The sequence below is a fragment of the Streptomyces sp. NPDC086023 genome, assembly GCF_044540325.1.
GTDB lineage: Bacteria > Actinomycetota > Actinomycetes > Streptomycetales > Streptomycetaceae > Streptomyces.
Window position 1 is genome coordinate 212,890 of record NZ_JBITRX010000007.1, and the last position, 25,403, is coordinate 238,292.

General features: G+C 73.3%; 23 protein-coding genes. 8 read left to right on the plus strand and 15 right to left on the minus strand.

What is annotated here, in order from left to right:
* Nucleotides 1-10: 10 nt before the first annotated feature.
* The 3 genes from ACIF6F_RS16585 to codA form a co-directional block, all read right to left on the minus strand.
* The gene (locus ACIF6F_RS16585; protein ID WP_399947010.1) at nucleotides 11-709 is read right to left on the minus strand and encodes a flavodoxin family protein; all 699 of its coding nucleotides are present in this window, start codon (nucleotides 707-709) and stop codon (nucleotides 11-13) included.
* Between the two features lie 63 nt (nucleotides 710-772).
* Entirely contained in the window at nucleotides 773-1,408 is a 636-nt protein-coding gene (locus ACIF6F_RS16590; protein WP_399947013.1) for an HD domain-containing protein, read from the minus strand.
* A gap of 11 nt (nucleotides 1,409-1,419) precedes the next feature.
* Nucleotides 1,420-2,808 (minus strand): cytosine deaminase, encoded by a 1,389-nt coding sequence (codA, locus tag ACIF6F_RS16595; protein WP_399947016.1) that lies wholly within the window; start codon nucleotides 2,806-2,808, stop codon nucleotides 1,420-1,422.
* Nucleotides 2,809-2,847: 39 nt separating this feature from the next.
* Here codA and ACIF6F_RS16600 point away from each other — a divergent pair, with 39 nt between their 5' ends.
* Nucleotides 2,848-4,692, plus strand: coding sequence for a S9 family peptidase (locus ACIF6F_RS16600; RefSeq protein ID WP_399947019.1), 1,845 nt, complete (start codon nucleotides 2,848-2,850; stop codon nucleotides 4,690-4,692).
* A 42-nt stretch (nucleotides 4,693-4,734) separates the two neighbouring features.
* Nucleotides 4,735-5,622, plus strand: a complete 888-nt coding sequence (locus ACIF6F_RS16605) for an SURF1 family protein (protein ID WP_399947022.1) — start codon at nucleotides 4,735-4,737, stop codon at nucleotides 5,620-5,622.
* Nucleotides 5,623-6,211: 589 nt separating this feature from the next.
* Here the strand turns inward: ACIF6F_RS16605 and ACIF6F_RS16610 are convergent.
* The 7 genes from ACIF6F_RS16610 to ACIF6F_RS16640 form a co-directional block, all read right to left on the minus strand.
* Nucleotides 6,212-7,261: a hypothetical protein gene (locus ACIF6F_RS16610; RefSeq protein WP_399947025.1), complete on the minus strand. Its 1,050-nt coding sequence runs from the start codon at nucleotides 7,259-7,261 to the stop codon at nucleotides 6,212-6,214.
* Between the two features lie 59 nt (nucleotides 7,262-7,320).
* A complete protein-coding gene (locus tag ACIF6F_RS16615; RefSeq protein ID WP_399947028.1) occupies nucleotides 7,321-8,010 on the minus strand; it encodes a SigE family RNA polymerase sigma factor in 690 nt (229 codons plus the stop codon).
* Between the two features lie 198 nt (nucleotides 8,011-8,208).
* The gene (locus tag ACIF6F_RS16620; RefSeq protein WP_399947031.1) at nucleotides 8,209-9,285 is read right to left on the minus strand and encodes an aspartate-semialdehyde dehydrogenase; all 1,077 of its coding nucleotides are present in this window, start codon (nucleotides 9,283-9,285) and stop codon (nucleotides 8,209-8,211) included.
* Entirely contained in the window at nucleotides 9,282-10,553 is a 1,272-nt protein-coding gene (locus tag ACIF6F_RS16625; protein WP_399947033.1) for an aspartate kinase, read from the minus strand. The genes ACIF6F_RS16620 and ACIF6F_RS16625 overlap by 4 nt, the downstream gene beginning before the upstream one ends.
* A gap of 169 nt (nucleotides 10,554-10,722) precedes the next feature.
* The gene (locus tag ACIF6F_RS16630; protein ID WP_399947036.1) at nucleotides 10,723-11,379 is read right to left on the minus strand and encodes a DUF5063 domain-containing protein; all 657 of its coding nucleotides are present in this window, start codon (nucleotides 11,377-11,379) and stop codon (nucleotides 10,723-10,725) included.
* On the minus strand, nucleotides 11,372-11,971 hold the full coding sequence (gene recR / locus ACIF6F_RS16635; protein WP_399947039.1) for a recombination mediator RecR: 600 nt from the start codon (nucleotides 11,969-11,971) through the stop codon (nucleotides 11,372-11,374). Before recR ends, ACIF6F_RS16630 begins: the two co-directional genes overlap by 8 nt.
* Nucleotides 11,972-12,047: 76 nt before the next feature.
* Entirely contained in the window at nucleotides 12,048-12,392 is a 345-nt protein-coding gene (locus tag ACIF6F_RS16640; protein WP_399947267.1) for a YbaB/EbfC family nucleoid-associated protein, read from the minus strand.
* A 248-nt stretch (nucleotides 12,393-12,640) separates the two neighbouring features.
* Here ACIF6F_RS16640 and ACIF6F_RS16645 point away from each other — a divergent pair, with 248 nt between their 5' ends.
* On the plus strand, nucleotides 12,641-13,381 hold the full coding sequence (locus ACIF6F_RS16645; protein WP_399947042.1) for an SLATT domain-containing protein: 741 nt from the start codon (nucleotides 12,641-12,643) through the stop codon (nucleotides 13,379-13,381).
* Between the two features lie 434 nt (nucleotides 13,382-13,815).
* On the opposite strand, the gene ACIF6F_RS16650 is transcribed toward ACIF6F_RS16645, so the two are convergent.
* From ACIF6F_RS16650 to ACIF6F_RS16665, 4 genes are all read right to left on the minus strand, one after another.
* The gene (locus tag ACIF6F_RS16650) at nucleotides 13,816-14,466 is read right to left on the minus strand and encodes a hypothetical protein (protein WP_399947268.1); all 651 of its coding nucleotides are present in this window, start codon (nucleotides 14,464-14,466) and stop codon (nucleotides 13,816-13,818) included.
* A gap of 84 nt (nucleotides 14,467-14,550) precedes the next feature.
* Nucleotides 14,551-16,959, minus strand: coding sequence for a dolichyl-phosphate beta-glucosyltransferase (locus ACIF6F_RS16655; protein ID WP_399947270.1), 2,409 nt, complete (start codon nucleotides 16,957-16,959; stop codon nucleotides 14,551-14,553).
* 56 nt (nucleotides 16,960-17,015) lie between these two features.
* Nucleotides 17,016-17,699 carry a GntR family transcriptional regulator gene (locus ACIF6F_RS16660; protein WP_399947045.1) on the minus strand — a complete coding sequence of 228 codons (684 nt, stop codon included), beginning with the start codon at nucleotides 17,697-17,699 and terminating at the stop codon, nucleotides 17,016-17,018.
* Between the two features lie 87 nt (nucleotides 17,700-17,786).
* Entirely contained in the window at nucleotides 17,787-19,148 is a 1,362-nt protein-coding gene (locus ACIF6F_RS16665) for an aspartate aminotransferase family protein (protein WP_399947049.1), read from the minus strand.
* 170 nt (nucleotides 19,149-19,318) lie between these two features.
* On the opposite strand from ACIF6F_RS16665, the gene ACIF6F_RS16670 reads away from it, so the two are divergent.
* From ACIF6F_RS16670 to ACIF6F_RS16680, 3 genes are all read left to right on the plus strand, one after another.
* A complete protein-coding gene (locus ACIF6F_RS16670; RefSeq protein ID WP_399947052.1) occupies nucleotides 19,319-19,960 on the plus strand; it encodes a type 1 glutamine amidotransferase family protein in 642 nt (213 codons plus the stop codon).
* Nucleotides 19,953-20,441: a MarR family winged helix-turn-helix transcriptional regulator gene (locus ACIF6F_RS16675; RefSeq protein ID WP_399947055.1), complete on the plus strand. Its 489-nt coding sequence runs from the start codon at nucleotides 19,953-19,955 to the stop codon at nucleotides 20,439-20,441. Before ACIF6F_RS16670 ends, ACIF6F_RS16675 begins: the two co-directional genes overlap by 8 nt.
* 129 nt (nucleotides 20,442-20,570) lie before the next feature.
* Nucleotides 20,571-22,397 carry a serine/threonine-protein kinase gene (locus tag ACIF6F_RS16680; RefSeq protein ID WP_399947058.1) on the plus strand — a complete coding sequence of 609 codons (1,827 nt, stop codon included), beginning with the start codon at nucleotides 20,571-20,573 and terminating at the stop codon, nucleotides 22,395-22,397.
* A gap of 131 nt (nucleotides 22,398-22,528) precedes the next feature.
* Here the strand turns inward: ACIF6F_RS16680 and ACIF6F_RS16685 are convergent, their stop codons facing one another.
* Nucleotides 22,529-23,269, minus strand: coding sequence for a response regulator transcription factor (locus tag ACIF6F_RS16685; protein ID WP_399947060.1), 741 nt, complete (start codon nucleotides 23,267-23,269; stop codon nucleotides 22,529-22,531).
* Between the two features lie 274 nt (nucleotides 23,270-23,543).
* On the opposite strand from ACIF6F_RS16685, the gene ACIF6F_RS16690 reads away from it, so the two are divergent.
* A complete protein-coding gene (locus ACIF6F_RS16690; RefSeq protein ID WP_399947064.1) occupies nucleotides 23,544-25,013 on the plus strand; it encodes an FAD-dependent monooxygenase in 1,470 nt (489 codons plus the stop codon).
* Nucleotides 25,014-25,056: 43 nt separating this feature from the next.
* The gene (locus tag ACIF6F_RS16695) at nucleotides 25,057-25,386 is read left to right on the plus strand and encodes a TcmI family type II polyketide cyclase (RefSeq protein ID WP_399947066.1); all 330 of its coding nucleotides are present in this window, start codon (nucleotides 25,057-25,059) and stop codon (nucleotides 25,384-25,386) included.
* Nucleotides 25,387-25,403 lie beyond the last annotated feature (17 nt).

Sequence of the window (25,403 nt, forward strand, 5' to 3'; positions counted from 1 at the left end):
GCGCAGGGCCTCAGCGGTGTTCGGGGTTCGGGAAGTCGAAGCGGCAGCCGGCGTCCCACTCCGAGCGCTGGTTGCCGTGGGCCGGAATGCCGCCGGCGCGGCGGATCATGCCGGCGAGGTGCATCAGGTTCCACGCCATGAAGGTCGTGTTCCGGTTGGTGAAGTCGTTCTCCGGCCCGCCCGAGCCCTCGTCCAGGTACGACGGCCCGGGCCCCGCCTCGCCGATCCAGCCCGCGTCCGCCTGCGGGGGGATCACGTAGCCCAGGTGCTGGAGGCTGTAGAGGACGTTCATCGCGCAGTGCTTGACCCCGTCCTCGTTGCCGGTGATCAGGCAGCCGCCGACGCGCCCGTAGTACGCGTACTGGCCCTGCTCGTTCAGGATCGAGGAGCAGGCGTAGAGGCGCTCGATCACCTGCTTCATGACCGAGCTGTTGTCACCCAGCCAGATAGGGCCGCACAGCACGAGGATGTCCGCGGCCATGATCCGCGAATAGAGCACCGGCCACTCGTCGCTCTCCCAGCCGTGGTCCGTCATGTCGGGCCACACGCCGGTCGCGATGTCGTGGTCGACCGCGCGGATCAGCTCCGTGGTGACGCCGTTGGCCTCCATCACGGCCCGGCTCTTGGCGATCAGCCCCTCGGTGTTGCTGACCTCGGGGGACCGCTTGAGGGTGCAGTTCACGTACACGGCGCGCAGGTCTTCGTACACACCCCCACCCTGCGGGGCCACCGGGCGGGTCGGCCAGCCCGGTGGGCCGTTCGGCCTACGGTGCTAGTCGCGCGCCGCGTCGAGCGGGTTCGCCGCGATGCGGGCCGCGACGCCGCCCGCCACCAGGTGCGCGGCGGCGCAGCCGGGCTTGCGGACGCCCTGCTCGGTGACCAGGCCCAGGAAGGCGGGGCCGAAGCCGGCCCGCGGGTACACGCTCAGCAGCGCCGCCGTGAACTCCGCGTCGAACCCGCCGACCCGCAGCCCCGACACGTCCGCGCTGGTGCCCACCTGGAGCAGGTGGCTCTCCGGGTCCTCGTCGGCCGTCACGTCGTCCCGCATGTGCAGCACGATCAGCTCGGCCGCCCGCTCGCGCCGCGCCGGCGGCCAGCCGAGGCCCGCGGTCAGCACCCGCGCCACGTGGCCGCCGGCCTCCTCGAAGGGCAGCGTGTGGCTGTCGAAGGGCACGGTCAGCCCCAGGTCGTGCAGGAGCGCCGCGACGTACAGCAGCTCCCGGTCGAACTCGATGCCGTGCTGCCGCGCGTACTCGGCGCCGAAGGCGTACGAGCGCACCGAGTGGTTGAACAGCGCCTCGTCCGCGTACTCCGCGCCCAGCGTCCTGGCCGCCTCCGCGGCCGCGCCGCTCGGGACCTCCACGCCCGGGATCCAGGCGCCCGGGATCCTCGCACCCGTCGGTTCCATCGTTCTTCCCCCTATAGCCGTTGCCAGGCGGCGGCGTCGCGCCGCCGCACGAAGTCGATCATCTCGCCCTCCTCGCCCGGCCAGTCCAGCCGGGTGGCCTGGTACGGGGTCTCCGCGACCACCCGGCCCCGCGCGACCACGTACCGCGGCCGCACCTGGCGGCGTACGGCGTCGAACGGCGAACCGGCGGGCAGCAGCACGAAGTTCGCCGGGCGGCCCTCCGCGATGCCGTACTCCTCCCCCAGGCCCAGCACCCGCGCGGCCCGGTCGGTGACCATCGCGAAGGCCGTGGCGATCTCGTCGGTGCCGGTGAGCTGGGCGGCGTACACGCCGGTCAGAGCCGTCTGGAGGGGGCTGCCGGTGCCCAGCGGGTTCCAGGGGTCCATCACGTCGTCGTGGCCGAAGGCCACGTTCACCCCGGCCGCCAGCATCTCCTTGACCTGGGTGAGGCCCCGGCGCTTGGGGTAGGCGTCGAAGCGGCCCTGGAGGCCCAGGTTCGCGAACGGGTTGCAGACCAGGCTGATCCCCGAACGCGCCAGGATCCGCCGGAGCTTGTAGCTGTACGCGCCGTTGTACGAGCCCATCGCGGTGGTGTGCGAGGCGGTCGCCCGGTCGCGGAGGCCCGACCGCAGCGCCAGCGTCGCCAGCACCTCCACGAAGCGCGACTGCTCGTCGTCGATCTCGTCGCAGTGCGCGTCCACCCGCAGGCCCTCGCGCTCGGCCAGGGCGAAGGCGAAGCGGAGCGACTCGACCCCGTCCTCGCGGGTGTCCTCGAAGTGCGGGATGGCACCCACGACGTCCGCGCCCCGGCGCACCGCCTCGGTCATCAGCCGCTCGCCGTCGGGGAACGAGCGGATGCCCTCCTGGGGGAAGGCGACGATCTGGAGGCCGATCACGTCCCGGACGCGGTCGCGGACCTCGGCGAGGGCGTCGAGGGCGAGGAGCCTGCCGTCGGTGACGTCGCAGTGCGTACGGACGTGCAGCACGCCCTGCGCCGCCTGCCAGCGCAGCACCTCGGTGGCCCGGTCGACCACGTCCTCGCGGGTGAGGGTCTCCTTGCGCTCGCTCCAGCAGGCGATGCCCTCCCAGAGGGTGCCCGAGGCGTTCCAGCGCGGCTCGCCCGCGGTCAGGGCGGTGTCGAGATGGATGTGCGGCTCGGCGAAGGGCGGGGCGAGGAGGGCGCCGTACGCGTCGATCACGCGGGTGCGGGCGTCGGTCCGGGCCTCCGCGAAGGCGTCCGTACCGGGGCCCGGGGCCGCGCCCCCGTCCGTGCCCGGCGGCGGCTCCCCGTACCCGGCCACCCTCACGATCCGGCCGTCCTCGACCAGTACGTCGGCCCGCCCCGGAGCCACCCGCCCGTCGCCGGCATAGAGCCGCGCGCCCCGCACGATCATCCGCATGCCGACCACCCTACGAACGAGTGCGGACAGAATGGGCACATGACCGATGACACCACGATGCCCGACTGGGAGAAGCGCTTCCGCGCGCCGCGGACCGGCCTGCCGGAGTGGGCCGAGGACGCGCCGGACCGCTCGCTCTTCGTCTCCAACGCCACCGGCACCTACGAGCTGTACGCCTGGGACCGCGCCACCGGCACGCGCCGGCAGGCCACGGACCGGCCCAACGGCACCACGGACGGCACGCTCTCGCCGGACGGCGAGTGGATCTGGTGGTTCTCCGACAAGGACGGCGACGAGTTCGGCGTCTGGATGCGGCAGCCCTTCGGCGGCGGCCCCGACGAGCCCGCCACCCCCGGGCTGGCCCCCTCGTACCCCGCGGGCCTGGCCATCGGGCGCGACGGCAGCGCGGTGGTCGGCCGGTCCACCGACGAGGACGGCTCGACGGTCCACGTCTGGCGGCCCGGCACGGCCCCGGTGGAGATCTACCGGCACCGCGAGTCGGCGGGCGTGGGCGACCTCTCCCGCGACGGCACGCTGGTCGCGATCGAGCACACGGAGCACGGCGACGCCATGCACTCCGCGCTGCGGGTGCTGAGGCTGGACGGCACCACGGTCGCGGAGCTGGACGACACCGAGGGCGGCACGCGGGAACTGGGCCTGGAGGTGCTGGGCTTCGCGCCGGTCGCCGGGGACACCCGGCTGCTGGTGGGCCACCAGCGGCGCGGGCGCTGGGAGCCGATGGTGTGGGACGTGGCGACCGGCACGCAGACCGACCTGGTGCTGGACCTGCCGGGCGACGTGAGCGCGGAGTGGTACCCGGACGGCTCGGCGCTGCTGGTCGCGCACAGCCACGAGGCACGCAGCGAGCTGTGGCGGTACGAGCCGGACACCGGCGCGCTGACCCGCGTGGACACCCCGCCCGGCACGGTCTCGGGCGCGACGGCCCGGCCCGACGGCACGGTGGAGTACCTGTGGTCCTCGGCGGCGCAGCCGTCCTCCGTGCGCTCCACCACGGGCGCGGTCGTGCTCGACCCGCCGGGCATGAAGGCACCCGGCTCGGTGCCGGTGGAGGACGCCTGGGTGGAGGGGCCCGGCGGGCGGATCCACGCGCTCGCGCAGCGGCCGGCCGGCGGTGAGGGGCCCTTCCCGACCGTGTTCGAGATCCACGGCGGACCGACCTGGCACGACAGCGACGCCTTCGCGGCGGCCCCGGCTGCCTGGCTGGACCACGGCTTCGCGGTGGTCCGGGTCAACTACCGGGGATCGACGGGGTACGGGCGGGCCTGGACGGACGCGCTCAAGCACCGGGTGGGCCTGATCGAGCTGGAGGACATCGCCGCGGTGCGGGAGTGGGCGGTGTCGTCCGGGCTCGCCGACCCCGCGCGGCTGGTGCTGTCGGGCGGCTCCTGGGGCGGCTACCTGACCCTGCTGGGGCTCGGTACGCAGCCGGACGCGTGGGCCGTGGGCCTGGCGGCGGTGCCGGTGGCCGACTACGTGACGGCGTACCACGACGAGATGGAGGCGCTGAAGGCCCTGGACCGGACGCTGTTCGGCGGGACGCCGGAGGAGGTGCCGGAGCGGTTCGCGGCCTCGTCGCCGCTGACGTACGTGGACGCGGTCAAGGCGCCCGTGCACATCGCGGCGGGCGTGAACGACCCGCGCTGCCCGATCCGGCAGATCGACAACTACGTGGACCGGCTGGCGGCGCGGGGCGCGGTGCACGACGTGTACCGCTATGACGCGGGCCACGGCTCGCTGGTGGTCGAGGAGCGGATCAGGCAGGTGCGGATGGAGATCGACTTCGCTCTGAAGCACCTGGGTGCGCCGGCGGGCGGGTACGCCGGGGGTACGTCCGGGGGTGCTGCGGGAGGCGTCGCGGGCTGACCCCGCGGACCGCGGCCGGTGCACCCCCCGTACCGTGGTGGGGTGCACCGGTTTCTGCTGACCCCGCGCTGGTGGGGGATCAACCTCTTCGTCGTGCTGGCCGTCCCCTTCTGCGTCTTCATGGGGTCCTGGCAGCTCGGCCGGTTCGAGGACCGCGTCGACAGCCACCGTGAGGCCACGGCTCCCCGGCCCGCCGCGGAGAGCGCGGCGGCCCCGCTGGAGTCCCTGCTGCCGGTGGACAAGGCGACCTCGGGGCGTACCGCGTCCGTGAGCGGTACGTACGCCGACCAGTTCCTGGTCCCGGAGCGGAAGCTGGACGGGAAGTCCGGCTACTACGTGCTGACGCTGCTGCGGACGGACACCGGGAAGGCGGTCCCGGTGGTACGGGGCTGGCTGCCGGGGACCGCTTCGGGGAAGGGGCCGGCGGCTCCTTCCGGGCGGGTCACGGTGACCGGTGCGCTGCAGGCCTCGGAGAACTCGACGAGCCGGGGCGTCCACGCGGTGGGTGGCCTCCCGGCGGGGCAGCTGGGCGTGATCGCCGCGGCGTCGCTGGTGAACCTGGTGCCGTACGAGCTGTACGACGCGTGGCTGACCCTGCCGGTGGGCGGCGGGGGCCTGACGCCCGTGCCGGCTTCGGCTCCCGCCGGTACCGGGCTGGACCTCAAGGCGTTCCAGAACCTCGGGTACACCGGTGAGTGGTTCGTCTTCGCGGCGTTCGTGGTCTTCATGTGGGTGCGGTTGTACCGGCGGGAGGTCGAGGCCCTGCGGGATGCGGAGTTCGGGCTCGTGCCGGGTGCCGATGCCGTTCCGCCTGCCGGGGCCGGTGCCGATGCCGGTGCCGATGCCGTTCCGGGTGCCGATGCCGGGGCCGCTGCCGTTCCGGACACCGATGCCGGGGCGGTACCGGGTGGCGGAGCGGCGCGGGGCTGAGCCCTGCGGGGCTGGTCCCCTCCCCGCCCTTCCTCCGTTCCTCCCCCAGCTACCGCTGGGAGGTGCCCCCAGGGCTTCGCCCGGACCCGTTGCGGGGGCTCCGCCCCCGTACCCCCGCTCCTCAAACGCCGGAGGGGCTGGAATCGCCGGTAGTGCGGGAGACGCCCGCGGCGCAGGAGATACCTGCGGCGTGGGATGTGCCGGCGGCGCGGGATATCCGCGCGGAGATGCCGGCGCCGCGGAGATGCTGGCGGCGCGGATGCCTGCGGCGCGGGATATCCCTCCGGCGCGGAGATGCCAGCGGGGCGGGATGTGCCGGCGGGTGGCTGGGTTCGCGCGGCGAAATCCAGCCTCGCCGGCGTTTGAGGAGCTGGGGGCACCCCCAGCGGTAGCTGGGGGAGGGTCTGGGGGCAGAGCCCCCAGTTCGGGATGGGGGTCCCCCCGGACGAAGTCTGGGGGAGGGCGGGGTGGGGAAACGGCTCCGCGCAGCGGCAACGGCCTGCAGCACTCACGGCCCCGCACCCGACATCGGCACCGCGCCCCCGGCAACGAACCGCACCCGGCACGGGGCCGGCGGGCCCCGGGAGGGTCAGGGGGTCGGAGGGGCCGCCAGGACGCCCGTGCGGTAGATGGTGCCTTCGCACGCGTTCGGGATCGTCGTCGTCGCGACCGGCGCGCCGGGGTCGGCCACGTGCGTGACCGAGACCGCGCCGGCCTGGGACGGCACCGGGTTCTCCGACTCGTCCACCGGCGGTTCCCCGCCGTCCAGCGGGTCCGGGTCCGTCTCACCGTCCGACGCGGTCGGGTCCGGGCTGGGGTCCGGCACCGAGGTCGGGTCCGGGCACGACTGGGCCGGCACCCAGGCGAACTGGACCTCGTACGCCGCGTTCGGCTCCAGCCGCAGCGCCCGCTGCTCGGCCGACGGGTCCGGCAGCCCGGTGGCCGGGTCGCCCGAGGTGTGGTCGAGGACCGTGACCTGCCGCTGGTCGGCCGCCAGTGCGGACACGGAGCCGCCGCTGCCGACGACGCAGTCGCTCTGCGAGACGTTGGTGATCCGAAAGGTGCCGTAGACCTTGCCGTCGGCGTCGGGGGTACGGGTGTCCTGCACCGCCACGCCCAGCTGGTCCGCCTGGCAGACCGGGGCCTTGCCCGAGTCGTCCGCCGGCGGGTTGGGGCCCCCCTTGCCGATGCCGCTGCCGGCCGGCTCGCCCTTGGGGGTGCCTCCCTTGCCGCGGTCCTTGCCGTCGCGGCCGTTCTTGCCGCCCTTGCCCTTGCCCGGCTTTCCGGAGGGGGAGGCGAAAGCCGAGGGGCCGAAGACGTCGGGGCCGGTCAGGTCGGGGTTCGTACTGCCGCCCCCCGTACTGCCGTCGGGGGCCTTCTCCCCGTGGCCGGCGATGGCGGGGTTCGCTGAGTCCGGCGACGTGGCGACCCGGAAGAACGCCGGGATCGCGGTGCCGACGAGCAGCGCCGCCGCGGCGACGCCGACCAGCGCCTGGCGCTTTCGCTGCCGTCGGCGGGGGACGGCGACCTGGAGCCTGGCCAGCGCGCCGTCGGAGGGCTCCAGGCCCTCCACGGCTCCCCGCAGCAGGCTCCTCAGCTCGAGTTCGTTCTCGGGGCCGGGGGTGGGGCTGGGGTTCACGCTGCCACTTTCGGTCGGTTGGGGATCGGGGGACGACGGTGTCCGGTCCGGCACAGGACTCATTGCTGCTCCCCCATCGCCAGTCGCAGGGCTGCGATGCCACGCGAACCGTACGCCTTCACGGAGCCCAGCGATATGCCGAGGGTCTCGGCGACCTGGGCTTCGGTCATGTCGGCGAAGTACCGCAGGACCAGCACCTCGCGCTGCCGCCGCTGAAGGCCCTTCATGGCCTTGATCAGCGCGTCGCGCTCCAGCTGGTCGTACGCGCCCTCCTCGGCGCTGGCCATGTCCGGCATCGGCTTCGAGAGCAGCTTGAGGCCCAGGATGCGGCGGCGCAGCGCGGAGCGCGAGAGGTTCACGACGGTCTGGCGGAGGTACGCCAGGGTCTTCTCGGGGTCGCGGACGCGGCTGCGCGCCGAGTGGACCCGGATGAACGCCTCCTGCACCACGTCCTCGCAGGACGCGGTGTCGTCGAGGAGCAGTGCGGCGAGCCCGAGGAGCGAGCGGTAGTGCGCCCGGTACGTCTCGGTGAGGTGGTCGACGGTGGTGCCCGCGGCGATCACCGGGTCGGCACTCTCACGCTGTGAGGGCACGAGACCGGTACGCGTGGTCGGCACGGGAGCCATTACGGGCAGCCCTCCCCCGAAGCCGCTCGCCCGGGAGTTGCCTGCTGGTACGCGGGGACGCCGGATCGGCGGAACGAGCGTGCCGCGCACCGGTATGACTGCAATGTCGAGGACCTCTGCCACGCCAGTTGGACACGCATCCCCCCGTCAGGGTTGTACGCGTGAGGCATGCCGATCGGCGACACGTCAAAAACCCTCATGCGTAACCACTCTTCCCAATTGCCCCATTTATCCAGGCGGCAGTGGGCCATCACCTTGATCACGGGATCACTGAAGATCCTACAAAGGGATGTGTGATGCGGGCTCGGCCAGGCCGTCCCTTCAGGCGGACGCGAATTCGGCGGCGACCAGTTCCGCGATCTGTGCGGCGTTGAGTGCGGCACCCTTGCGCAAATTGTCCATGGAAACGAAGAATTCCAACGCCCTTGGATCATCAAGGGATCTGCGCACCCGGCCCACCCAGGTGGGGTCCGTTCCGGCCGCATCGACCGGAGTGGGGAATTCCGCCATTCCGGGATCGTCGGCCGGCACGACACCGGGAGCTGTGGCGAGGATCTCGTGCGCCCGGGCGGCGGTGACCTCGCCCTCGAAGGAGGCGCGTACGGACAACGAGTGCCCGGTCACGACCGGCACCCGGACCCGGGTGACCGACACGGGCAGCGCGTCGAGCCCGAGCACCTTGCGCGTTTCGGCCCGCAGGGCCAGCTCGGCGGAGGACCAGCCGTCGCCGGCGTCCTCGCCGGCCCAGGGGACGACGTTCAGGGCCACCGGCGCGGCGAAGGGGCCCAGTCCCTCGCCCACGGCCCGCCGTACGTCGCCGGACTGCTCCCCCAGCTCCGTACCGGCCACCAGCGCCAACTGGCGGCGCAGCGCCTCCACTCCGGCCCTGCCGGACGCGCTCACGGCCTCGTACGAGGAGACGGTCAGCCCGGTCAGGCCGAACTCGGCGTGCAGCGCGCCCACGGCCGTGGTGAGCGCCAGGGTGGCGCTGCCGGGCCCGGCGATGATCCCGCGGGGCCTCAGGCGTGCGGCCGCGGCGTTGAGTTCCGGCACCACCAGCGGGACCTCGGGGTCCGCGCGGAAGGCCCCGGAACCGTCGACCACCACCGCACCGCGCGCGGTGACGACGGGCGCCCAGCGGGCGGAGACCTCGTCCGGGGTCAGGAAGACCACCACGTCGCGCGGACCGACGCCGTCGAAGGCGTCCTCGGTCAGCGCGAGCACCTCGCTCTCCTCGCCGCGCACGGCCAGGGGCCTGCCCGCCGAGCGGGAGGAGGCGATCAGGTGGATGCCGCCCCAGACGTCCGCGCGCTGGGACAGGATCTGGAGCAGGACCGAACCGACCGCTCCGGTCGCCCCGACGACGGCGAGCGTCGGGGCCGACCGGGCGCCGGTCATCGTCCGGTGCCTCCGTAGACGACGGCCTCGTCGCTGTCGGAGTCGAGGCCGAAGGCGGTGTGCACCGCGCGGACGGCCTCGTTGACGTCGTCCTGGCGGGTGACGACGGAGATGCGGATCTCGGAGGTCGAGATCAGCTCGATGTTCACGCCGGCGTCGGACAGCGCCTTGAAGAAGGCGGCGGTGACGCCCGGGTTGGTCTTCATGCCGGCGCCGACCAGGGAGATCTTGCCGATCTGGTCGTCGTAGCGCAGGGACTCGAAGCCGATCGCGGACTTCGCCTTCTCCAGGGCGTCGATGGCCTTGGAGCCCTCGCTCTTGGGAAGGGTGAAGGAGATGTCCGTCAGGCCGGTGGACGCCGCCGACACGTTCTGCACGATCATGTCGATGTTGATCTCGGCGTCGGCGATGGCCTGGAAGATGGCCGCGGCCTCGCCCGGCTTGTCCGGGACGCCGACGACCGTGACCTTGGCTTCGGAGACGTCGTGGGCGACTCCGGAGATGATGGCGTGCTCCACCTGCTCGTCCCCTTGAGGCTCGTTGCTGACCCAGGTGCCGCGCAGTCCGGAGAAGGACGAGCGGACGTGGATCGGGATGTTGTAACGGCGCGCGTACTCCACGCAGCGGTGCAGCAGCACCTTGGAACCGGAGGCGGCGAGCTCCAGCATGTCCTCGGAGGAGATCCAGTCGATCTTCCGGGCCTTCTTCACGACGCGGGGGTCCGCGGTGAAGACGCCGTCGACGTCGGTGTAGATCTCGCAGACCTCGGCGTCGAGCGCCGCGGCGAGCGCGACGGCGGTCGTGTCCGAGCCGCCGCGGCCGAGGGTGGTGATGTCCTTGCTGTCCGCCGAGACGCCCTGGAAACCGGCGACGATGGCGATGTTGCCCTCGTCCAGCGCGGTGCGGATCCGGCCCGGCGTGACATCGATGATGCGCGCTTTGTTGTGGACCGAGTCGGTGATGACGCCTGCCTGGCTGCCGGTGAACGACTGGGCCTCGTGGCCCAGGTTTTTGATCGCCATGGCCAGCAGGGCCATGGAGATCCGCTCTCCGGCGGTCAGCAGCATGTCGAATTCACGCCCGGTAGGCATCGGAGATACCTGCTCGGCGAGTTCGATCAGCTCGTCCGTCGTGTCGCCCATCGCAGACACCACGACGACCACTTGGTGGCCGTTCTTCTTGGCATCGACGATCCGCTTGGCGACGCGCTTGATGCCCTCGGCATCGGCTACGGAGGAGCCTCCGTACTTCTGCACGACAAGGCCCACGTGCGCTCCTCGCTCAGTCCATTACTGCGGTCCGACCGCCACTGACGGTCCGGGCCAGTCTATCGAGCGACCGGATTCCGATCGGCGCGTGTCACATCATGAGATGTGATGTTCGCCAAGCCGGTGCCGGGAACTCCGCGGGGAACTCCGCGGGGAACTCCGCCGGGAATCAGCGGCCGGGCAGCCCGAGCGATCCGCCGAGCTCCTCGGCCATCACCCGGCCGGCCTGCTCGGCCAGGTCCTCCTCGGCGAGGTCCTCGTCCGTGTCCAGCCCGTCCAGCTCCTGGAGCGGCTGGTCGAGGCGGACGTGGGCGACCACGGACTGCAGGGCCCGCAGGGCCGCCGACGCGGTCGGGCCCCAGTTGGTGAAGTACGAGAACTGCCACCACCACAGCGCCTCGGTCACCCGGCCCGCGCGGTAGTGGGCCAGCCCGTGGCGGAGGTCGCTGACGATGTCCGCCACGTCGTCCGAGATGCGGTGCGCGACCGGCGCCTTGCGCGGCTCGTACGGGTCGAAGACCTCGGAGTACACGTCCACCGGGTCCAGCATCACCGCGAACCGCTCGCGCAGCTCGTCCACGTCCTGCTCGGGCCCGAGGTCAGGCTCGTACCGCTCGTCCGGCAGGACGTCCTCGTGGGCGCCCAGCCGCCCGCCGGCCAGCAGCAGCTGGGAGACCTCCAGCAGCAGGAAGGGCACCGCGCGGTCCGGGTCCTCGCCCTTGGCCACCTCGGTGACCGCGACGATGAAGGACTCGACCGAGTCGGCGATCTGGACGGCGAAGTCGGCCGGATCCTGGCCCACGGCGTGCAGCGTTGCGTCAGACATCGAGTAGTCGCCTTCCTTCAAAGGCCCGCCCGAGCGTGACCTCGTCCGCGTACTCCAGATCTCCCCCGACGGGGAGCCCGCTGGCCAGGCGGGTGACCTTCAGGCCCATGGGCTTGATCATCCGGGCGAGGTAGGTGGCGGTGGCCTCTCCCTCCAGATTGGGGTCCGTGGCCAGGATCAGCTCGGTGACCGCGCCGTCCGCGAGCCGCGCGAGCAGCTCCCGGATGCGCAGGTCGTCCGGGCCGACGCCCTCGATCGGGCTGATCGCGCCGCCGAGCACGTGGTACTTGCCCCGGAACTCGCGGGTCCGCTCGATCGCGACCACGTCCTTGGGCTCCTCGACCACGCAGATCACCGCGGGGTCGCGGCGCGGGTCGCGGCAGATGCCGCACAACTCCTCCTGCGCGACGTTCCCGCACACCGCGCAGAAACGGACCTTCTCCTTGACCTCCAGCAGCGCGTGGGCGAGCCGCCGCACGTCCGCCGGCTCCGCCTGGAGGACGTGGAAGGCGATCCGCTGGGCGCTCTTGGGCCCGACGCCGGGCAGCCTGCCCAGTTCGTCGATCAGGTCCTGGACCACGCCTTCGTACAACGGACTCTGCCTTCTCTCTCTGCTGTCTCTCGGGTTCGGACGGTCGCCGGGGTTCGTACGGTAGTGCCGGGCCGGGTCAGAAGGGCAGACCCGGGATGCCCGAACCACCGCCGAGGCCCTGGGCCAGCGGGCCGAGCTTCTCCTGCTGGAGCGCCTGGGCGTTCTCGTTGGCCGCCTGGACCGCCGCGACCACCAGGTCGGCGAGGGTCTCGGTGTCCTCCGGGTCGACCGCCTTCGGGTCGATCACCAGGGCGCGCAGCTCGCCGGAGCCGGTCACGGTGGCCCTGACCAGCCCGCCGCCGGCCTGACCCTCGACCTCGGTGGCCGCGAGGGCCTCCTGGGCCGCGGCGAGGTCCCGCTGCATCTTCTGGGCCTGCTGAAGCAGCTGCTGCATGTTGGGCTGCCCACCACCGGGAATCACGGTCACACACTCCTGTCTCTTGCGGTCAAACCGAGCCTACGTGCTCCCCGCGCGGCGCGCCCTACGCCGAGAGGACCAACTCTTTCGGGTGAGAGTTCCGCCGCCCCCGTACCTGATCAAGACCTCCTTGCGGGCGGAAATCCCGGGATTCGATGTCCATACCCCGCCGTTCGGCGGTAGGAAGGGCTAGCGCATCATTGCGCACACGCGCACCACCATCACGTCAGCGCAGGCAGAGGGAGTGCCGGGTGAGCCAGCCGGAAATGCAGCCCGAGGGGCCGCCCCGGGATCCGCGGGAGGAAGGTGGCCCGACGGCGCACGACCTGACCGGCCGCCCGTTCCCCCTCGGGGACTGGGGAGAGCCCGCGGAGCGCCTGGACGAGCTCTACCGGTGGGTCGAGGCCGACGCGCTGCGGACGGCCGAGTGGTACCTCTCGGACCGCGCCTGGAAGCGCCGCGGGGCGCGGGCCCTGCGGGGCGTGGCCGCCGTGGGCGCGGTCACCGGCGCCGCGCTTCCGCTGCTGGAGCTGACCGGCTCCCTGCCCGGAGCCTCGACCTGGGGCTACCTCTCCCTCCTGGTGGCCGCGGCCGCGCTGGCCTGCGACAGGTTCTTCGGGCTGACCTCGGGGTGGATGCGGGACGTCGCCACGGCGCAGGCGGTGCAGCGGCGGCTGGCGACCCTGCAGTTCGACTGGGCCTCGGAGAACGTGCGGGAGGTCCTGGGGCCGACCGAGGGGACGGCGAGCGAGGCGGCGGAGCGGTGCCTGACGGTGCTGCGGCGGTTCTCCGAGGACGTGACGGAGCTGGTGCGGTCGGAGACCGCCGACTGGATGGTGGAGTTCCGGGCCGGTCCGGCACCGCTGGTGACGCAGTCGCTGGGGTCGGGGGCGGCGCGGTCGGAGGCGGGTGCGGTGCCGGCGCGGTTTCCGTTGCCGCCGGGTACGCGGCCGAACATGCCGCGTCAACGCCCGCCGGAGCAGCCCCGCTGACGCTACCGGCCCGGCCCGGTACCGGCCCCGTGCGGGGCCCGCGCCGTGCCGGTCCCGTGCCGGGTGCGGGTCCCGTGCCGGGTGCCGGGTGCGGGTCATTGCCGGGTGCCGGTCCCGTGCCGGGTGCGGGTCGTAGCCGGGTGCGGGTCGTTGCCCTGCGGGGCTGTCCCTCCCCCAGCTACCGCTGGGAGGTGCCCCCAACCCGCCCTTCCTCCGTTCCCCGGGGCTCCGCCCCGGACCCCTTCGGGGGCTCCGCCCCCGGTTTCGGGATGGGGGTCCCCCCCGGACGAAGTCTGGGGGAGGGCGGGGTGGGGAACAGGCTCCGCGCAGCGGTAACGGGCCGCACCCCGCACGGCGCCGCGCCCGGCACCGTGGCCGGGCCGTGGCGCGCGGGCCGCGACCGGCACTGCGCGGCGGGCCCGTGCCAGGGGTCGTCAGCTGAAGATGATCATGGAGCCTTGGCCCAGGCTTCGGGTGGCGGCGGCGTGCAGGCCCAGCCACACGTGCCGTTCGCGGGCGAAGGGGCTCTCGTCGTACGGGATCGGGCCCGCGGGCTCTTCCAGGGACGTCGGGCGGCCGGGCGGGGCCGGAGGGGCCGGCGGGTTGGCCGGATCGATGCCGATGACCGGCGCCACGAACTGCAGCTCCCGCAGCAGCCCCTGCGCGGAGCCCAGCGGCCCGCCCCCGCCCAGCAGCTCCTCGTTGGCCAGCGGCACCGGGAAGTCCACCGGCACGTACGCGCCCGCGTGGTCGTAGTGCCAGACCAGGTGGGACTGCTGCGCCGTGGACTCGAACATCTCCAGCAGCTGCTCGTAGTCGCCGCCCAGCTCGTCCACCGGCGTCACCGGCAGCCCGCAGATGTGCAGCAGGTAGGCCCGGCGAAGGAAGTGCAGGGCGTCGTAGTCGAAGCCCGCGACCGGGGCGACGTCGCCGGAGAGGCCCGGCATGTAGGCGAAGACGGGTACGGACGGCAGCCCGGCCTCGCCGAGCGCCCGGTCGTACGCGGAGATCTCCTCCGCGAAGGGGTTGTCGGGGCTGTGGCACAGCACGTCGACAAGGGGGACCAGCCACAGGTCACAGGCCACACGGGCTCCCATCGTTGTCCTCCGGTCGCCACAGCGTAGTCCGCCCGGCACCCTGCGCGAAGGGCCCTGCGCAGACCGGTGCGGTCACCTGAACGGACCGCGCCAGATCCAGACGTCCTGCACCCGCTCGGGCTGCCGGCCCAGCATCTTCGCGACCGTCTCCCGCAGCACGCCCGCCCGCTCCTGCCCGACGGGCAGCACCAGCAGGCCGGCCTTCCACCAGCGCAGGTCCCGGCGGGCCTGGTCCTTCCAGCCCTGGTCGATCTCCGGCGGCTCCTTGCCGTACCGGATGTCGGAGAGCAGGTTGGAGGTCCAGCGCGGGGTGGCGCCGTAGATGCCCATCCGTTCCGGACCCCAGGGTCCGTTGAAGTACCCGCCGGGCATCCGGAAGCCGAGGCCGGCCTCCACCTGCCAGTGCAGGGCGTCGGCCGCGGCCGGGTCCGGCACCGGGACGGGCACCAGGGTCCGGCCCTCGGGCAGGTACCGCTGCCAGGCGCCGCCGCTGATGAACACCGGCACCTCGGCACGGTCCCGCACGGGGAACGGCGTCGGCACGATCGGCAGCAGCGCCGCACCCACCGCCATGAACGCCAGCACCCGCTGTTTCGGCACCGGGAACGTCCTGATCCGGTCCAGGGCCAGCGCGACCAGGATCGCGAGCGGCGGGGCGCACACCATGCCCACGCGCCCCTCGATCACGGACTCGAAGAGCGGCTGGTGGGCCAGCGCGCGCCAGGGGCCCGGTACGACGATGTCGGTGCCCGGTACGCGGATCCGCTGGCCCAGCGAGAGCCAGGCCGCGACCACGGCGGTGGCCACGAGGGCCTTCACCGCCGGGCGGCGCCACTGCCAGACCGCCACGCCCGCGCAGAGGGCGATCAGCGGCCAGCCGTAGAAGGCGTTCTGCTCGGTGCGGTTCAGGGCGAGCTTGTCGGCCATGGCCTCGTCGCCGAACAGGGAGCGCTGCGCGTACTCGACGAAGGCGCGGGGGCTGTTGCCCGCGGCGTCCCCGTGCAGCACCGAGGTGTAGCTCTGCGGGCCGAAGAACTGCCAGTACAGCGGGACCGCCACCAGCGGCACCGCGACCAGCGCCCCGATGCCGAGCCCCTTCAGCAGCGGCCGCCAGGCCGCCCGGGCCCGCTCCCGGTCGGCCAGCGCGTACGAGAGGGCGAACAGCAGCATGCCCACGGCCGCCAGGAGGAACGGTTCCTCCCCGAGGAACACCTGGTACGCCGAGAACAGCCCGAGCAGCACCCCGTCCCGCACCACGTTCCGCCCGGTGCACAGCCGCAGCGCGCGGTCGACGATCACCGGGATCATGAACAGCACGCAGAAGTTCGGGTGGGCGTTGGCGTGCGAGATCATCGGCGGCGCGAAGGCGGCCAGCGCGCCACCCACGGCGGCGGCCCAGCGGCTCTCCACGAGCCAGCGGCGCAGCAGCCAGTACCAGGCCACCGCGGTGCCGGTCAGGCCGAGGGTCAGCACCAGCGCCCAGGTCACCGCGGGCCCCAGGGCCAGCGTGACGGGGGTGAGCGGCACGGACAGGCCGAGCATCACCGTGTTGGCCATCAGGTTGACGCCGTCGGGCATGCCCTGGAGGTCGGTGAAGAGCGGGTTGCGCAGGTGGGAGACGTTGTCCGCGGTGACCGCGAAGAACCACTCCCACTGGTTCTGGTCCTGGCCGGCGTCCGCGAGGTAGCTCGTGCCCAGGTCGGCCCACAGGCCCTTGTAGAGCAGCAGGGAGCCGAGCAGGTAGAGGCCGGCGACGGCCAGGGCGCCGGCCTTCAGCCGGGCCAGTTCGCCGAGCACCTTCAGGTAGTCGGCCGGCTTCACCTTGGAGCCCTCGCGGTGCGACCAGCGCACCGGGACCTCCGCGACGGGCCAGCCCTGGCGGCGGAAGAACTGCAGGATCTCGACGTCTATGCCCCAGCCGTCCAGCCGGGAGGCGCCGAAGGCGGCCCGCGCCCGGTCGCCGTCCAGCAGCTTGAAGCCGCACTGGGTGTCGCGGATGCCGGGCACGGCCACGGCTCGGATCAGCCGGTTCCCGGCCCGGCCGAGCAGCTCCCGGAACCGGTTCTGGTGGTGCTCGATGCGGGAGTCCGGGTGGGCGCGCGAGCCGATCGCGGCCTCGGCGCCCTCGTCCGCGTACGCCTCCTCCAGGCGGCCGAGCTCCTCGATGGGGGTGGCCAGGTCGGCGTCGGTGAGCAGGACGCGCCGGCCGTTGGAGGCGAGGACGCCCTGGCGCAGGGCGTTGCCCTTGCCGCGGTTGCGCGCGCAGCTCACCAGGCGGATGCGGGGCTCGTCGGCCGCGGCGGCGAGCACGATCTCGGCGGTGCGGTCGGTGGAGCCGTCGTCGGCGACGATCAGCTCCCAGGCGCCGGGGGCCGTGCCGACGTGCGCGTCGAGGTGGGTGCGCACGGCGTCGAGCGTGGGGCCGATGCGGCACTCCTCGTCGTACGCGGGGATGACGACGCTGAGTTCGACGGTGCCCAGCCAGAGCGCCTCGCGGTCGCCTTCGCGGTCGAGACCGGCGGGGCCGGTGGTGGCGCTCACGCGCCCGCCGCCGTTTCGAGCCCCTCGGCCCAGGCCAGGCCCTGCTCGTTGTAGTCGCGCACCAGGGCGCGCATGCCGTCGGCGTCGCCGCGGGTGACCGCGTCGACGAGTTCGCCGTGGCGGCACCAGAGCGCTTCTCGGAGCTTCGGGTCGCGCAGCAGGTGCGGGACGGCGAAGACCCAGCACTGGACGCGGATGCGGTGCAGGAAGTCGGAGATGTAGGCGTTGCCGATCAGCCCGCTCAGCTCCCGCCAGAAGCGCAGGTCGTAGCCGATCAGCACTTCCAGGGAGCCGCTGAGGGCGGCGCGGCGGGCCTCGTCGGCCCGGCGGCGCACCGAGACCAGCGCCTCGCCGGCGTGGGGTCCCGAGCCCCGCTCACAGAGCCTGCGGAAGACGCCGTCGACGATCAGGGCGCGGGCCTCGACCATGCCGCGGAAGTCGTCCACGGTGAAGACGCGCACCCGGAAGCCGCGGTGCTGCACGGATTCGAGCAGCCCCTGCGCCGAGAGGTCGACCAGCGCCTCGCGCACCGGGGTCGCGGAGACCTCGTACTGCTCGGCGATCTGCTTGACCGTGAACTCGGTGCCGGGTGGCAGGCGTCCCGCGAGCACCTCGTCACGCAGCGCGTCCGCGATCTGCTGGCGAAGTGTGTTGCGGGTGACAGCTCCGCTGCCGGCCATGGGGTCCGTCTCCTTTGTAGGGCTTCGGACACCTTAGGCCAGGCAGCGGAGCGTCGGGCCGGTCGATTTTCGTGAGAATCAGGACATTCAGCCCGAGGTGGTGTGCCGGTCGGCCACCGTCAGCGCCTCGTCGAGCAGGGCCAGGCCCTCCTTGGCCTCCGCCTCGCTGATGTTGCAGGCGGGGACGACGTGGGTCCGGTTCATGTTCACGAAGGGCCACAGGCCGGACTTCTTGCACGCCGCGGCGAACTCCGCCATGGGCGCGTTGTCCGCGCCGCCCGCGTTGTACGGGACCAGGGGCTCGCGGGTGGTCCTGTCCTTGACGAGCTCCACGGCCCAGAAGGCGCCGAGGCCGCGCACCTCGCCCACCGAGGGGTGGCGCTCGGCGATGGCGGCGAGCTCCGGGCCGATGACGTTCTCGGAGAGGTGGGCGGCGTGCTCGACGATGCCCTCCTCCTCCATGGTGTTGATCGTCGCCACGGCCGCGGCGCAGGCCAGCGGGTGGCCGCTGTACGTCAGGCCGCCGGGGTACGGGCGGGTGGCAAAGGTCTCGGCGATCTCCGGGGAGATCGCGACGCCGCCGAGCGGGACGTAGCCGGAGTTGACGCCCTTGGCGAAGGTCAGCAGGTCCGGGACGACGCCGAAGTGCTCGGCGGCGAACCACGTGCCGGTGCGGCCGAAGCCGGCCATGACCTCGTCCAGGACGAAGACGATCCCGTACCGGTCGCAGATCTCGCGGACGCCCGCGAGGTAGCCGGCCGGCGGGACCATGATCCCGGCGGTGCCCGGGACGGTCTCCAGGATGATCGCGGCGATGGTGGCCGGGCCCTCGAACGCGATGGTGTCCTCAAGGTGGCGCAGCGCCCGCTCGCACTCCTGCTCCTCGGTCTCCGCGTGGAACGGCGAGCGGTAGAGGAACGGCCCCCAGAAGTGCACGACGCCCGAGGAGGCCGTGTCGGAGGGCCAGCGGCGCGGGTCGCCGGTCAGGTTGATCGCCGCGGCGGTGGCGCCGTGGTACGAGCGGTAGGTGCTCAGCACCTTCTGGCGGCCGGTGTGCAGCCGGGCCATCCGGACGGCGTTCTCGACGGCCTCGGCGCCGCCGTTGGTGAAGAAGATCTTGTCCAGGTCGCCGGGGGTCCGCTCGGCGATGAGGCGTGCGGCCTCGGAGCGGGACTCGACGGCGAAGCCGGGCGCGAGGGTGCACATCTTCGCGGCCTGCTCCTGGATGGCCGCGACGACCTTCGGGTGCTGGTGGCCGATGTTGGTGTTGACCAGCTGGGAGGAGAAGTCGAGGTAGCGGTTCCCGTCGTAGTCCCAGAACCAGGACCCCTCGGCACCCGCGACGGCGAGCGGGTCGATCAGGGCCTGGGCGGACCAGGAGTGGAACACGTGCGCGCGGTCGGCGGCCTTGACGGCGGCTCCCGCCTGCGGATCGGGCTGAGGGGTCATACCGGGCACGCTACGAGTTTGCTGGTGGGACCCGGTATCGGCGTCCTGTAAGCCGGGGAGGGGGGCGCCTCGGCAGTGTGTCTGCCGCGACGGATTTCGTTGACAGCATGCTGTCGTTATGACAGTCTTCTGTCATTGGAGCACGGCAGACGATCCTGGAGGCGACGACCATGAGCGCGACCGACCGGAGCACGACCCGCCGCAAGCCCGTCCACCTGGCCGTGTACGACACGTACGCGGACTGGGAGACCGGCCACACCACCGCCCACCTCGCCCAGCGCGGGTACGAGGTCCGCACCGTGGCCCTGGACGCGGGCAAGCCCGTCACCACCATGGGCGGGGTCCGGATCCAGCCCGACCTGTCGCTGGACGAGCTGAGCCCCGAGGACTCCTCGCTGCTGATCCTGACCGGCGCCGGACTCTGGGACGAGGGCGACGCGCTGACCCCCTTCGCGGCCGCGGCCCGGCGCTTCCTGGACGCGGGCGTGCCGGTGGCCGCCATCTGCGGGGCGACGGCCGGGCTCGCCCGGGAGGGTCTGCTGGACGACCGGCCGCACACCAGTGCCGCGTCCTTCTACCTGGCCGCCACGGGGTACGCGGGCGGCGAGCGGTACGTCGAGGCCGACGCGGTCACCGGCGGCGACCTGATCACCGCGGGGCCGACGGAGCCGGTGGCCTTCGCCCGCGAGGTGTTCGCCCGGCTGGACGTCTACCGGGGCGAGGTGCTCGACGCCTGGTACCGGCTGTTCCACGACTCCGACCCGGCGGCGTACGGGGTCCTGGCGGCGGCAGCGGAGCGCGGGGATGCCTGACGGGAACGCGGCGGGCACGCGGGCCGAGCAGGACCTGCTGAGCCGCACCGCGCTCGGGGTGTTCCGGCTCAACGGCCAGTTCCTCGCGGTGTCCGAGGAGCTGGCCGGCCCGGCCGGGCTGACCGCCGCCCGCTGGCAGGTGCTCGGCGCGGTGCTGCGCGAGCCGCTGCCGGTGGCGGGGATCGCCCGGACCATGGGGATCACCCGGCAGAGCGTGCAGCGGGTGGCGGACCTGCTGGTGGCGCAGGGGCTGGCCGAGTACGCGGTCAACCCGGCCCACCGGCGGGCAAAGCTGGTCCGGCCCACCGAGGAGGGCCGGGCCGCGGTGGCCCGTATCGGTCCCGGGCACGCGGACCTCGCCCACCGGCTGGCCGCCGAGCTGGGGCCGGAGGGCTTCGCCGAGACCGCGCGGGTGCTGGAGCGGCTGGCCCGTGCGATGGACACGATCAGAACGGGTGCCGAAGAGGGCGCCGAGGGCTGAAACTGAACCCCAGGGCCGCGGCGTCTCGTGAGGCGGAGAGGGACGACCGCGGAAGACGCGACGGCGGGACGGGCCGGGGCGGGACGAGGACCCGGCCGGCCGGGTCCTGGGGGAAGGGGCCGCGCGGCCATGGAGCAGCTGGCATTCGGGGATCCGCAACGCATCGGCGGCTACCGCCTGTTGGCGCGGCTGGGCGCGGGCGGAATGGGCCAGGTGTACCTCGCCCGGTCGGAGCGCGGCCGGACGGTGGCGGTCAAGCTGGTGCGGCCCGAGCTGGCCGAACGCGCCGAGTTCCGCGCCCGGTTCCGCCAGGAGGTGGCCGCCGCGCGGCGGGTGGGCGGCGCGTGGACCGCGCCCGTGCTGGACGCGGACACCGAGGCGCCGGTGCCCTGGCTGGCGACCGGGTACGTGGCCGGGCCCAGCCTGAGCGCCGTCGTGGCCCGGCAGTTCGGGCCGCTGCCCGAGCGCTCGGTGCGGATCCTGGCCGCCGGGCTGGCGTACGCGCTCCAGGACATCCACGCGGCCGGGATGGTCCACCGCGACCTCAAGCCGTCGAACGTGCTGGTCACGCTGGACGGGCCGCGGGTGATCGACTTCGGCATCGCACGGGCGCTGGCCGGCGATCCGGGCCACACGCGGACCGGCGAACTGGTGGGCTCCCCCGGCTTCATGGCCCCCGAGCAGGTGCGGGGCGAGGCCGTGACGGCGGCGTGCGACGTGTTCTGCCTGGGATCGCTGCTGGCCTACGCGGCCTCCGGGCGACTCCCGTTCGGCGAGGCGGAGGGCGCGGGCGGGGTGGCCGCGCTGCTGCTGCGGATCGCCGACGCGGAGCCGGACCTGACCGGGGTGCCGGAGGCGCTGCGGCCGCTGGTCCGCGACTGCCTGCACAAGGATCCGGGCGCCCGGCCGACACCGGCCGACGTGCTGGCCCGGGTGGGCGCCGGAGACACGGTGGCCGACGGCAGGGCGCTGGAACCCTGGCTGCCGGCCGCCCTGGTGGCCCAGCTGGGGCGGCACGCGGTGGAGTTGCTGGACCGGGAGGACGCGGGCCCGGCACGGGCGGAGCCGCCCCAGGGGCCGACGACACGGGTGGGGCAGCCCCCGCCGGCCGCGGACGGGTACGGGTACGGGCCCCCGCGCGGCCCATACGGCGGCCCTCCGGGCGGGTACGGAACCCCTCCGGGCGGTTACGGGCAGCCGGGCGGGTACGGGCAGCCGGGCGGGCCGGGTGCCGGGCCCGCGGGGCCCGCCGCGTACGGGGCGCGGGCCGTCCCGGGGTACGGACCGGACGGCGGCTCCGGAACGGGCGGCGGCCACGGGCCGGGCAGTGGACTCGGGGCGGGCGGCGGCTTCGGGCCTGGCGGCGGCTTCGGGGTGGCGTGTCCGCCTCCGCCGCCGGTTCCCGCGGAGCGGCCCCGCGGCGGGTCGTCGGCGTTCCTGGTGGTGGTGGCGCTGGTGGTCGCGGTGCTGGCCGGCGGCACGGTGTTCGCCTTCATGAACGGCTGGCACGGCGACCACGACCGGGACGACCTCAAGGGCACCGGCCCCCGCCGTCCGGCCACCGCCTCCGGCACGCCCGACCGGAGCCGTACTGGAAGCCCCTCGCCGTCGGCCCCCTCGCCGGACCCGACGGCCGGCGGCGGCATCCCCGCCGGCTACCTGGGCACCTGGTCCAGCGAGCTGCGCACCTGGCGCCTGACGCTGCGCGCGGGCGCGGTGGGCGAGCAGGTGATGACGCTGGTCAAGACCGACCCGGCGTACACCTGCACTTGGACGGCCACCCTGCGCTCGGCCGGCCCGCCGGTCGAGCTGGACGCCTCGACCGTCACCTCGGGCGACCCCGCCACCTGCGGGCCCGGCCCCTGGAGCGTGCTGACCCTGCTGCCGGACGGCCGGCTGGAGCGGCGGCTGACCGGCAGCGACAAGCCTCCCCTGACCTACACCCGGGAGGGCTGAGCCGCCCCCGGCCGCCGGAGCCTGCGGGCCGGCACCCCGCCCGGGTGTCCGCCGCCCGCGGGTACGTCGGGACCTCGGTCGAGGGCCCGACGGCGGCCGCGTCCCCCGGGGCCGGGAAATGGCTCCCGAATTTACGTGGTGTTGACATTCCCTATGCGGAAACCCACACCCCGGACCGTGATCACCCAGTCCCGGGAACCCAATTTCGTGCGCAGACTGCTCACATGGGTGTCGACGGTCCTGCGCGAACGGGAACCACCCCAGACGCGATTCATCAACTGCCTCCTCGGCACGATCGCCTCGGGGTGTGCGGCCAGCACGTGCAGCAGGTCGAATTCCTTGCGCGACAATTCGACCGGCTCGTCGTCGAGGGTCACCTCGCGAGCCGCCACGTCGATTCTCAGCCGCCCGTGCTCGATGCTCTCCGGGGCCAGCGGCTGGGGCTTCACCCGCCGCATCACGGCGTCCATCCTGGCCATCAGCTCCTGGAAGCCGTAGGGCTTGACCAGGTAGTCGTCCGCCCCCGCCTGCAGGCCGAGCACCCGGTCCAGCTCACTGCCGCGGGAGGTCACCACGATCACCGGGACGTCACTGGCGGCGCGGATCTGCCGGCACACCTCCAGTCCGTCCAGGTCGGGGAGTTCGAGCTCCAGCAGCACGAGGCTGGCGTCCCCGTAGGACTCCAGCGCCGAGGCGCCCGTACCCGAGGTCCAGACCTCGTGGCCGTGGCGGCGCAGCCGGTCCCCCAGGGCCTGCGCGTCGCGCTGCCGGCTGTCGATCACCAGCACCCGCCAGCTCTCCGACGGGCGGGATTCGCCGCCGCGCTGGAGCGGCAGGGGGGTCTGCACCACGGACAGCGGTACCTGGCCCATCTCTCCCCCTCTCTAGTGCTCCGCGAACGCGCGAACACCGGGAATTCTATGCATCGGGGGCCGCATGCCACCCCGGCCTAATTGAGTGTGTCAAGTCGCTCAGAACCCTGACCTGTTTTCTCTTTTCTGCGCGATTCCCGCGCGCGCATCACCAAACTGCGCACGGACCTGAATGGCCGCACCTTGTCCCGGCAATTACCCGGCGGCGAAGCTCGTCGCTAGCTTCCGCAGTTCTGTGTCGAAAGTTCTGTGTCGGACGACCGAGGAGAGGTACATGGATTCCGCCGTGATTGTCGTGGGCGCGGGGCCCGCGGGCATGATGCTCGCCGGCGAACTGCGCCTGGCGGGCGCGGACGTCATCGTCCTGGAGAAGCTCGCCGCCCGGACCGGGGAGTCCCGCGGGCTCGGCTTCACCGCCCGCACGATGGAGGTCTTCGACCAGCGCGGGCTGCTCTCCCGGTTCGGCGACATCGAGGTCAGCAACCAGGGCCACTTCGGCGGCCTGCCGGTCGACTTCGGGGTGCTCGACGGCGCCCACCAGGCCGCCAAGACCATCCCGCAGTCGGCCACCGAGACGGTGCTGGAGGAGTGGGCGACGCAGCTCGGCGCCGACATCCGGCGCAGCCACGAGGTCCTCTCCGTCCGGGAGAAGGAGGACTGCGTCGAGGTCGAGGTCAGGGGCCCGGAGGGCGTGCACACGCTGCGCGCCGAGTACCTGGTCGGCTGCGACGGCGGCCGCTCCACCATCCGCCGGCAGTCGGGCTTCGACTTCCCCGGCACGGCCGCCACGCTGGAGATGTTCCTGGCGGACGTGAAGGGCATCGAGCTGGCGCCCCGGATGATCGGCGAGACCCTGCCCGGCGGCATGGTCATGGTCGGCCCGCTGCCCGGCGGGATCACCCGGCTGATCGTCTGCGAGCGGGGCACCCCGCCGCAGCGCCGCAAGACCCCGCCCGCCTGGGCGGAGGTCGCGGCGGCCTGGCAGCGGCTGACCGGCGACGACATCTCGCACGCCGAGCCGGTCTGGGTGTCCTCCTTCGGCGACGCCACCCGCCAGGTCACCGAGTACCGGCGCGGCCGGGTCTTCCTGGCCGGCGACGCCGCGCACATCCACCTCCCGGCCGGCGGCCAGGGCATGAACACCAGCATCCAGGACGCCGTGAACCTCGGCTGGAAGCTGGGCGCCGTGGTCCGCGGCCGGGCACCGGAGGCGCTGCTCGACACGTACCACGCCGAGCGCCACCCGGTCGGCAAGCGGCTGCTGATGAACACCCAGGCCCAGGGCCTGCTGTTCCTCTCCGGCCCCGAGGTACAGCCGCTGCGCGACGTGCTGACCGAGCTGATCCGGTACCCCGAGGTCGCGAAGCACTTCGCCGCCATGGTCTCCGGCCTGGAGATCCGCTACGAGCTCGACGGCGGCCGGCACCCGCTGCTGGGCCGCCGCCTGCCCGAGGTCGCCCTCACCGGCGACCGGCTCGTCGACTCCAGCACCCGGGCCCTGCACCAGGGCCGCGGCGTCCTGCTCGACCTCGCGGACAACGCCGAGCTGCGCCGCCGGGCCGCCCCCTGGCTGGACCGGGTGGACGTGGTCACCGCGACCCCGTCCGGCCTGCCCGCGGACAGCCCGCTGACCGGCACCGCCGCCGTGCTCGTACGGCCCGACGGATACGTCGCGTGGGCGGCGCCCGGCAGCCACGGCGACCTGCCGATGGCGCTGGAGCGCTGGTTCGGCCCCGCCCGCTGAGCCGTCGCGGCGACCCCCCATCCACTGACGGAAAGAGACGCACATGCACAGCACGCTGATCGTCGCGCGCATGGACCCCGGGTCCAGCCTCGACGTCGCCAAGCTCTTCGGCGAGTTCGACGGCACCGAGATGCCCCACCGCATGGGCACCCGCCGCCGCCAGCTCTTCTCGTACCGGGGCCTGTACTTCCACCTCCAGGACTTCGACTCCGAAGACGGCGGCGAGCGCATCGAGGCCGCCAAGACCGACCCGCGCTTCGTGGGCATCAGCGAGGACCTCAAGCCCTTCATCCAGGCGTACGACCCGGCGACCTGGCGCTCGCCCGCCGACGCCATGGCCACGCGCTTCTACAACTGGACGGCCTCCGAGTGAAGGCGTCCGCGGACATG